Origin of the sequence: Paenibacillus agaridevorans (assembly GCF_003112455.1) — a bacterium.
In the GTDB taxonomy this organism is placed as follows: Bacteria; Bacillota; Bacilli; order Paenibacillales; family Paenibacillaceae; genus Pristimantibacillus; species Pristimantibacillus agaridevorans.
In genome coordinates this window covers 145,192-154,599 of record NZ_BDQX01000098.1, presented here as the reverse complement: position 1 = coordinate 154,599, position 9,408 = coordinate 145,192, and the positions used below count along the sequence as shown (strand labels likewise).

Sequence of the window (9,408 nt, the reverse complement as noted above, 5' to 3'; positions counted from 1 at the left end):
TGTATACGGACTGACGGACAACGGCTTCCAAGTAGCCATTCCGGCAGCCAGCATCATGGAGTCGGGTCAATTCCGCATTTTGTCCATTGATCCGCTGCCGTTCTTCGGAGCCGCGGAGGATGATCCCGCCGCACCCGGATATATGTTCGTGCCGGACGGGCCGGGCGCGCTCATTCGATACCCGCAACAACAAAAGCGCGTGGGCGCGGGCTATTACCAATACGTCTACGGGCCTGAGCTGACGAACAAATCTTTTGACCCGGTTACCGTCTCCATGCCGGTATTCGGGATAAAAAAAGGGGAGCAGGCATTCCTGGCCGTTATTACGGAAGGGGAAAAGGCTTCGGCCATCCGCGCATTGACTCCCGGCTTGGTCAGCACATTCAATTCGGTCAATACCCGATTTATTTACAGGGAGGAATACAACCGCCGCCTGAATTTGGGGGGGAGAGCGATCCGCGTCTTCCAGAACGAGCTGCTCCGGGAGGACCGCCAGATCCAATATTATTTCATGGAAGAGGATGAGGCGGATTACTCGGGGATGGCCCGGCGGTATAGGAAACATCTGCTGGATACAGGCGGGCTTGGACCGGCGCTTGCTCCCAGCTCCCATATTCCGATGCATCTGACCCTCGTTGGCGGAGACACGATCTATTACGGAGACAGCCAATACGAGATCGCGACAACGTTCGCGCAGGGGGAAGAGATTCTCCGGGAGCTGAAGGACGCGGGCGTACATGAACTTCGGATCACTTGGCAAAATTGGCAGCACAAGGGAACTCTTGCGCCGGACTTAAGGCTAAATGTCGAGCGCAAGCTCGGCGGCAAGCCGGGATTGCAGTCGTTTATCGATGCCGCGCATGGGCTGGGCTTCAAGGTGTACCTGAACGCGGTATTGACTCATGCGGATTCCGAAGGTTCGGAGCTGCCGCCCAAGACGTACGGGATCCGTTCCGTGGAAGGAGATACCTTGTTCGATTACGAGTTTTTCTTTCTGAATCCCAATATTACCTACAACTATGCGCAGGAATTGATTAACGAAGCCGCCGTCCTCCAGGCGGACGGCATCCATTATAGCGGTATTGGAGAAACGGTGTTCCGCGATTATAATCCGCGATTTGCTTATACAAGAAACGATACGGCTTATCTCTATAACCGGATACTGGAACAGACGCAAGGAACGTTAGGCGCCGGCAGCGCCTATCTCGGCAATGCTTATGCGCTCCGCTACCTAAGCGATATCCAGCAGTTCCCCGGCGAGACGCATCAGTATTACGCCATTGACGAGACCGTTCCTTTTTATCCGATGGCGGTGCACGGCCATATAACCTATTCCATGGTACCGGGCAATTTGCGCAGCCAGTACGACGACGAATTTCTGCGGGCGATCGAATATGGAGCGGTCCCTTCCTTTATTCTGACGGCCGAGAGCAGCAGGACGTTGATGCAGACGAAAACCTGGGGCCTATTTACAAGCCAATTCTCGCAATGGAAGGATAAGGCGGCGGCGGAATACGAGTCGTTTAACCGTTTGGCTTCTCTCCATCATCTGCAAATGACCGGCCACAGCAAACGGGCGGAAGGGGTTTACGCAACGGAATACGCGGACGGGACTGTCGTCGTTGTCGATTACAACGAGAAGACGTTTCGCGTGGAGAGAGGGGGAGGTACATGAGCGCGAACGCTAGGCGGCACCGCAAGGCGAGATGGCACTACATGTGGAGAAGCCGTGGGACGGCGTACTTGTTTATGCTCCCCTGGATGATCGGCTTCTGCGCTTTCATGGCATTCCCGATCGGCTGGTCGCTCTATCTGAGCTTTCAGAAGGTGAAGCTGACCGGAGGGGGGCTGTTCTCTTACGAATTTGTCGGCTTGCAAAATTTCAAGGACGCCCTGTTTAAGGACAATGTTTATCCGATCGAGCTTATCTCCTTTTTCCAGCAGATGATTCTGATGGTTCCGGTCATCCTTATATTTTCGCTGCTGGTTGCCGTAATGCTGAATCAGAACTTCAAGGGCCGGTTTATCTATCGGGCGATCTTCTTCCTGCCGGTCATCTTCTCGACTGGCCAGGTGCTGACCGAGCTATTCCAGCAAGGAGCGGGCAATGTGCCATTTTTGTCCCAATACGGGGCGGACGCGTTTATCAAGGAGAATTTCAGTCCCGCCATGGCGGCAACGATAACGGAGCTGCTTGGCATGACGATTCTGATTCTTTGGTCATCCGGCGTGCAAATATTGATTTTTATTGCTGGCTTCCAAACTATCTCGAAGTCAATCTACGAGGCCGTCAGAATCGATGGCGCGTCGCCATGGACCAGCTTTTGGAAAATAACGCTACCCGGCATCAAGCCGTTTATCGGCTTGAACCTGCTATACACAATGGTAGACTTGTTCACTTTCCCGTTTAATCCGGTGATGGAGCAAATCAAGCTGAACATGTTCAATGTGTCGACAGGTTACGGATATGCAAGCGCGTTAGCCTGGTTTTACTTTTTGCTTATTATCGTACTGATCCTGATTATTCTGTGGTTTCTAAACCGCTCGAGCAGAGAGAGGAGGGGCTGAAGATGAAAGCGGAAACCGTTATGAAGCAGCTAACGTCCCAGGCAAGGCTCATTCTCATTGGCAGGCGCTCGCAGAAGCTGAAGCTTCTGCTGCTGGGACAGCACATTAACGACGGCATGGCCGCCAAGCTGTTTCTTTATTTTATGCTTTCGATCGTGTCGTACCTGTACCTGCAGCCTTTCTTTTACATGATCTCTACCATGCTCAAGTCGCTTGGAGACCTTCTGGACCCTACCGTGCAATGGATTCCGCGCGTCATCGATTGGGGAAATCTACAGAAGGCGCTCGACGGATTAAATTATTCGGAGTCGCTTGTCAACACGCTGACGCTGGCGGTTGTTCCGTCGCTCATCTCGGTATTGATTTGCTCGCTTACGGGGTATGCGCTGGCCCGGCTTCAGTTCCCGGGCAAAAATCTGTTTTTTGCGCTCATCTTCATTACTTTTTTGATCCCGCCGCAGATTATCATCATTCCGCTGTATGTTATCTACAGCAAGTTGGGCTGGCTGGATTCGCCGTTTGTCTTTATCATCCCGGCCTTATTCGGACAGGGACTCAAGAGCGCGCTGTTTATTATTATTTTCCGGCAATTCTTCCTTTCGCTGCCTAAAGCGCTGGAAGAAGCGGCGATGATTGACGGCGCGTCGATGTTCAGGCTGTTCTTTCGGATCATCATCCCTTTATCGGTGCCGGCCTGCCTTGTCGTCTTCCTGTTCTCGTTTGTCTGGCACTGGAATGAGGGATATCTCTCATCCATGTTTCTGACGCATGACTTCATCCCTCTATCTACGCGATTGTCCAATCTGGAGACAGAGATCTTTGGCCAAGCGCCGTCGATGGAGATGCTTGCGGTTAATCCCGTAACGGAAGGAACGAAGATGGCGGGCGCGTTTCTGATTGTGTTCCCGCCGCTCCTCGTCTATATGATCGCTCAGAGGTGGTTCGTCGAAGGAATCGAACGCACCGGTCTGGTCGATTAAAAGCCTGAAACAAAATTTATTGTGGGAGGTGATGCTGGCGCGGTTGCTTGCTTGAAAACGAAGCGGGTTGGAACAAGGCAGTTTGCAAGGGGTTAAGCGAGTCCAAATGAGAAAAAGGGAGATGTGAACATGGTTAAAAACAAAAGGTTCGTTTTCATTATGATGTACATTCTAATCGTCGCATTGCTTGCAGCCTGCTCGGGAGGCAACAATACACCTGGCAATCAGCCAACCGGTAGCAATCCGCCCAGTGTCGCGCCGACCGAAAGCGGCAGCTCGGATGAAGAAACTCCTGCTCCGGAAACGCCAGCTACAATTCGCCTGGTCGTATGGGGACCCGAGCTCTGGACGAAAACAATTCCGGAGAAATTTAATGAGAAGTACCCCCATATTACATTGCAGGTGGAGAAAATCGACGGCGGCGACAACGCTTCAGTATTGGAAAAGATAACGGCTTTGAGCGCGGCTGGCACGCCGGCCGATCTGACATGGGTTCCGGGCATTCCGGATTTTATGAAAGATGACCTCCTACTCGATCTGACCCCGTATATGCAGTCCGACCCGGTGCTGTCGACCGCCGAGCTCAGCCAGCCGGTAAAGGATGCGCTCTCCTGGAAGGGAAAGCTTGTCGCCCTGCCGCGCGCCGTTGACGCGCATGTCATGTTTGTCAACAAGGATCTTCTGGCCAAACACGGCATCGACATGCCGTCCAAGGACTGGACTTGGGACGAATTCCGGGAAATCGCCAAACAAGCAACCGATGCCACTGCCGGAGAATATGGTCTTGCCCCCGGCCCGTTTAATTATATGACGACTCCGCAGGTGTACGCGGTTTCTAACGGGCTGGCGCCGAATCTGAACTTCATGAACGAGGACTGGACGCAGAGCCTTATTGCCGATCCCAATGTATTGTCTGCGGTGCAATGGTATGCGGAGCTGGGCTGGGTAGACGGCTCCCGTCCATCGGAGAAACAATCGCAGGATGCGGGAATCGACCCCAACGGCTGGGGAAGCTGGCTGTCCGGCAAGATCGCCTTCGATATTATGGGAACGTGGGAAGGCACGGCGCGCAAGGCCGGCGCACAATTCGACTGGGACGTTATTCCGTTTCCGAGAGGATCTCATAGCCAGGTCGGCTACAACGCCATATCGCCGATCGGCATCCTAAACGGCACGCAAAACGCGGACGCGGCGGCAAAGTTCCTCTCGTGGCTGTTATCCCCTGACGGACAGCGTGTACTGATGTCGGATGGGAACATTCCGCTCACGACAGATCCAGCGTTATGGGAAGAAGTGCAGCAAACCGGAAGCTGGGCAGGCAAAAGCATTAAGGACGCGGTACAAGCGGACAGCTGGATTCGCACGATGCCAGGGGAAGACAAATATATTCAGTGGTGGGCAGGCGAAACCGGCGGCTTGTTTAATAACGGCGGAGATCTAAGCGTATTCCAGAAATGGGGAGAAGAATTTAACGCTCATGCGCCGACCGTCCGCAAGGATTTGGGATTGGAATAAACCATAAGGGAGCCTTTTACGATGACAACAGAATTGGCGAAACCTACGCCGGCACAGCTTCGCTGGCAAGACCTGGAGCTTGGATTGTTCTGCCACTTCGGCATCAACACGTTTTATGACCAGGAGTGGGGGCATGGAACGGAGGATCCAAAGCGATTTCATCCGACCGCTTTCGACGCGACCCAGTGGGTGAAGGCGGCCAAGGACGCTGGATTCCGCTACTTGATTCTGACCGCGAAGCATCATGACGGATTCTGTTTGTGGCCGACGGCGACGACCGATCATTCCGTCAAGGCGAGTCCATGGAAGGACGGCAGGGGGGACGTTGTTCGCGAAGTGGCGGATGCGTGCGCGGAAGCCGGTATTCTCTTTGGCATCTATTTGTCTCCATGGGATCGACATGCATCCTGTTATCCGGACAAAGAAGCGTACGACGAATTTTATTGCAGGCAACTAACGGAGCTGTTGACGGGATATGGCCCATTGGTGGAGGTTTGGTTCGACGGCGCGGGATCCGAAGGCAGAGAATACGACTGGGGACGCATCATGTCGCTGGTGACGAAGCATCAGCCGGAAGCCATGGTGTTTAACCTGGGGCGTCCCACGATCCGTTGGGTCGGCAACGAAGACGGCGTAGCGCCTTATCCATGCTGGAATACCGCGGAGACGGCCAAGGTCAGCATGTTCACGAAGGATATGTTGACCTGGCTGCCGGATACGCCGGGCTGGGTTCCAGCGGAATGCGACGTCCCGATCCGCGAACTCCATTGGTTCTGGCATCCGGACGATGAGCACAGCTTAAAATCGCTGGATCGTCTGATAGATATCTATTACCGTTCGGTCGGGCACGGAACGAATCTGCTGTTAAATATTTCGCCGGATGACAGAGGCCTGCTGCCCGACCCGGACGTTAAACGGCTGCTTGAGCTGAGCGGAGAGATGCGGCGCAGATTCAGCAATCCGATCGGCGAGACGTCGGGTACCGGAGAGACGGTTAGCCTGGAATGGAAACAGGCGGAAACCTTCGACCATGTCGTGATTATGGAGGAAATTGCTGAAGGAGAGAGAATAAGGGAATATACGCTGGAGGCCAGAGTGGATGGCAAATGGGTTCGGCTTGCGACGGGATCGGCCATCGGACATAAAAAAATCGACCGCGTCGGACCGGTGCATGCGGACGGACTGCGCCTGCGCGTAATGTCTTCCGTAGGCACGCCTCTAATTCGAAGACTCGGCTGCTACGCGACAGGGAGTGGGCGTTAGCCAAGTTCAAGTTATGAAGTAGATGATGATCGTTCCGGGGGAGGGTTTTGCGACCCTCCGCCGGAAGGAGGTGATCCGGGGCAGCGATAATAGGCCGGCAGAGCAATGCCGGGACACAAGTCCAATGAGGAGAGGGGATTGTGTAAATGAGAAGATGGCGTTCGAAAATCTTATCCCTGTTATTGGCAGCATCGATGAGCGTGACTTTGCTTGCCGGCATTAGCGCGGCACCTGACCGGGCAAGCGCAAACGGGCCTGTCCTCCGTCAATCGTATACGTTTGACGAGGGATCGGGGAGCAGTACGGAGGAGCGGGTGAGCGGACAAGCGCGTACGATTACGGGCACGCCTGCCTGGGTGTCGGGCAAGGAAGGGCATGCGCTGGATTTCGACGGAGTGAGCACATCGGTCGTCTTGGATTCGGTAAACAGGGAAACCTTTACGATCGCGGCATGGATTAAACCGCATTCGTACACGTACAATCATTTTGTGTTCGGGCAAGGCGTGTCAGGCGAGCAGGAGTACATGTTTAATCTGTGGGTAAACGGAGGCAAGCTGTTTTTTCTGCTCAGCGACGAATCGGGGAACGGCTTCGGCTTATGGCCTTTCTCTACGGCAGAGAACTCGATCCCGCTCAATGATTGGACGCATGTGGCCGTGTCGCGTTCGGGCAATCTGTTCAAGCTTTATCTGAACGGTGTCCTGGCGGCAAGCAAGACGGCTTCGGGCAACCTTGATTTGTCAGGCAACCCGAATCCGCTCCGGATAGGAGCGCAGAACGCGTCAGGCGGAGGTCCGATGGGGGTATTCGATGGCCTGATCGATGAATTCAACGTATTTGAGGAAGCGCTTACAGACGTGGAGATCATAATGGTGATGGAGGGTGAGGACTTCGTGGAGGCAGGAACGGACTATTATGTGGACGCCGCGAACGGCAACGACGCCAATACGGGAACAAGCGCTGGGACGGCGTGGGCTTCGCTGGCCAAAGTCAATGCGACGACATTCCAGCCCGGGGACCGCTTATTGTTAAAATCCGGGTCGATCTGGACCGGACAGCTTTGGCCCAAAGGATCGGGATCAAGCGGCTCCCCCATCATTGTGGACAAATACGGCGAGGGGAATAAGCCGGTCATTCACGGGGCCGGACAATACCAGGAAACGGTCAAGCTGTATAACCAGCAATATTGGGAAATCAACAATCTGGTGCTGACGAACACGGGAGCTTCTAGGACGACGAGGCGAGCTGTCTGGATCGAAGCGCAGGACATCGGGGTGGCAAACCACATTCATCTAAAAAATTTGGATATCCGCGATGTAAACGGCCAGACCGCGGTGCAGGATCTGGAGTCCGGAGGAATCATCGTACGCGTAACGGGCCACACGACGCCGACCAAATTCCATGATCTGCTGATCCAGGACAATACTTTTACCGATGTCGACAGCACGGGAGTGTTTATCCGCAGCAATTGGCGCAACCGGCTGACCCGGACGGACGGTTCGGGCGCATGGCTAGGGTTTACCGGAGTCGTGCTCCGAAGCAACAGCTTTAACCGGACCGGCGGAGACGCGATCATCGTCTGCGAAAGCGACGCTCCGCTTATCGAATACAACGTCGCCGCCAATAGCTATTACGATTCGGTTGGATACCATGCGGCGATCTGGGGCATCAACACGGACAATGCCGTCTTTCAGTACAACGAAGCTTACCTCACGCGGAATACGATGGACGGGATGGGCTTCGACATCGATGAGTTGAGCAGCAATTCGGTCATGCAGTACAACTACAGCCATGACAATGAAGGCGGCTTTATGCTGCTGGTAGGCCAGAGGGGCGGCAACGGCGTCGACTACGATCAGGACAGCGTTGTTCGCTACAACGTCAGCGAAAATGATCAGCTTGCGCTTATTCAAGCCGTTGGCCGCGTTCAAAACTATCAGGTATACAATAACACTTTTTATACGTCTCCCGGCATGAATGTGCGGTTTTTGATGGCGCCTGACGGCAATAACCTGCCACAGGGAACGATGAGCTTTAAAAACAACATCATCTACAACCTGGGAACGAATATGACCTATTACTGCGGCAATGCGACTTGCACGTATGACGGCAACATCTATTACGGCAACCACGATGCGAGCGAGCCGACGAACGATCCCAACAAGCTGACGACGGATCCGATGCTGCTGGATCCCGGTTCTGGCGGCACGGGACGGGATACGGTATTCGGCTACAAGCTGGCGGCGGGTTCTCCCGCGCTGGGCAGCGGAGTGTTGATTGCGAACAATGGAGGCAAGGATTATTGGGGCAATCCGATATCCTCCTCGGCGGCTCCCAATCGCGGAGCTTATGGCGGACCAGGCCTGGCAGGAGCGCCGATTGCAGCCCGAACCATTACCGTGGACGGAACGCTGGATAACCTTTCGTCCGTGCCGGGAATCGATCTGGGAACGCAAGGCACGGTGCTGATGTCGGGTTACGGCGGAACGAGCGACCTGAGCGGAATGGTATGGCTGACTTGGGATGCAAACCACCTCTATCTCTCTGCCAAAATCAAGGATGATGCCTTTCACCAGCCGGAATCGGGCGGCAATATTTGGCTGGGGGACAGCATCCAGTTCGCGGTATCGCCAGGGCTGCCGGGCCAGCATGCCGGAATGATTGAATTCGGCATGGCGCTAACGTCGAGCGGTCCGCAGCTGTACCGCTGGTCCGGGATTGGCAGCTCAAGCGGTACGGTAACAAATAGACAGCTGTCTATTACCAGAAACGCGAGCGCGAACGAGACGGTATATGAGCTTGCGCTGCCATGGGCCGAATTATCCCCGATTACAACGGCGGACCAGACCTTTAGTTTGTCGCTTTTGGCAAACGACAACGACGGCTCCGGGCGCAAAGGGTGGATCGAGTGGGGCGGCGGCATCGGCGGCTCCAAAAATACCGCGTTGTTCCATCCGGTTACCTTGCAGTAGGGCTGCCGGCTTGTAGCCATCTCCTATTAGAAAGAGGTGTACATGAAATGCTCATGAAAACAAAAATCGGGAAAAGCTTGTACCTGCTGCTCGCCGTTGTGCTTTTGCTT

The 9,408-nt window shown here is 54.5% G+C and carries 6 protein-coding genes; all 6 read left to right on the top strand.

The window, feature by feature from the left end:
- Positions 1-1,675, top strand: a 1,675-nt coding sequence (locus tag PAT3040_RS10625) for a DUF5696 domain-containing protein (RefSeq protein ID WP_181376543.1), incomplete at its 5' end; no start/stop codon positions are given.
- Complete coding sequence (locus tag PAT3040_RS10620) at positions 1,672-2,568, top strand: carbohydrate ABC transporter permease (protein ID WP_258234925.1); 897 nt, start codon at positions 1,672-1,674, stop codon at positions 2,566-2,568. The genes PAT3040_RS10625 and PAT3040_RS10620, both read left to right, overlap by 4 nt.
- A gap of 2 nt (positions 2,569-2,570) precedes the next feature.
- Complete coding sequence (locus PAT3040_RS10615) at positions 2,571-3,548, top strand: carbohydrate ABC transporter permease (protein WP_108992609.1); 978 nt, start codon at positions 2,571-2,573, stop codon at positions 3,546-3,548.
- Between the two features lie 129 nt (positions 3,549-3,677).
- On the top strand, positions 3,678-5,063 hold the full coding sequence (locus tag PAT3040_RS10610) for an ABC transporter substrate-binding protein (RefSeq protein WP_108992608.1): 1,386 nt from the start codon (positions 3,678-3,680) through the stop codon (positions 5,061-5,063).
- A 21-nt stretch (positions 5,064-5,084) separates the two neighbouring features.
- A complete protein-coding gene (locus PAT3040_RS10605; RefSeq protein ID WP_108992607.1) occupies positions 5,085-6,326 on the top strand; it encodes an alpha-L-fucosidase in 1,242 nt (413 codons plus the stop codon).
- A 146-nt stretch (positions 6,327-6,472) separates the two neighbouring features.
- Positions 6,473-9,298 carry a LamG-like jellyroll fold domain-containing protein gene (locus PAT3040_RS10600; protein WP_108992606.1) on the top strand — a complete coding sequence of 942 codons (2,826 nt, stop codon included), beginning with the start codon at positions 6,473-6,475 and terminating at the stop codon, positions 9,296-9,298.
- Positions 9,299-9,408: the final 110 nt, after the last annotated feature.

Excerpts from the sequence above, each read along its gene's own strand:
- PAT3040_RS10620 (WP_258234925.1), top strand. The coding sequence starts at position 1,672 with ATGAGCGCGAACGCTAGGCGGCACCGCAAGGCGAGATGGCACTACATG.
- PAT3040_RS10615 (WP_108992609.1), top strand. The coding sequence starts at position 2,571 with ATGAAAGCGGAAACCGTTATGAAGCAGCTAACGTCCCAGGCAAGGCTC.
- PAT3040_RS10605 (WP_108992607.1), top strand. The coding sequence starts at position 5,085 with ATGACAACAGAATTGGCGAAACCTACGCCGGCACAGCTTCGCTGGCAA.
- PAT3040_RS10610 (WP_108992608.1), top strand. The coding sequence starts at position 3,678 with ATGGTTAAAAACAAAAGGTTCGTTTTCATTATGATGTACATTCTAATC.
- PAT3040_RS10600 (WP_108992606.1), top strand. The coding sequence starts at position 6,473 with ATGAGAAGATGGCGTTCGAAAATCTTATCCCTGTTATTGGCAGCATCG.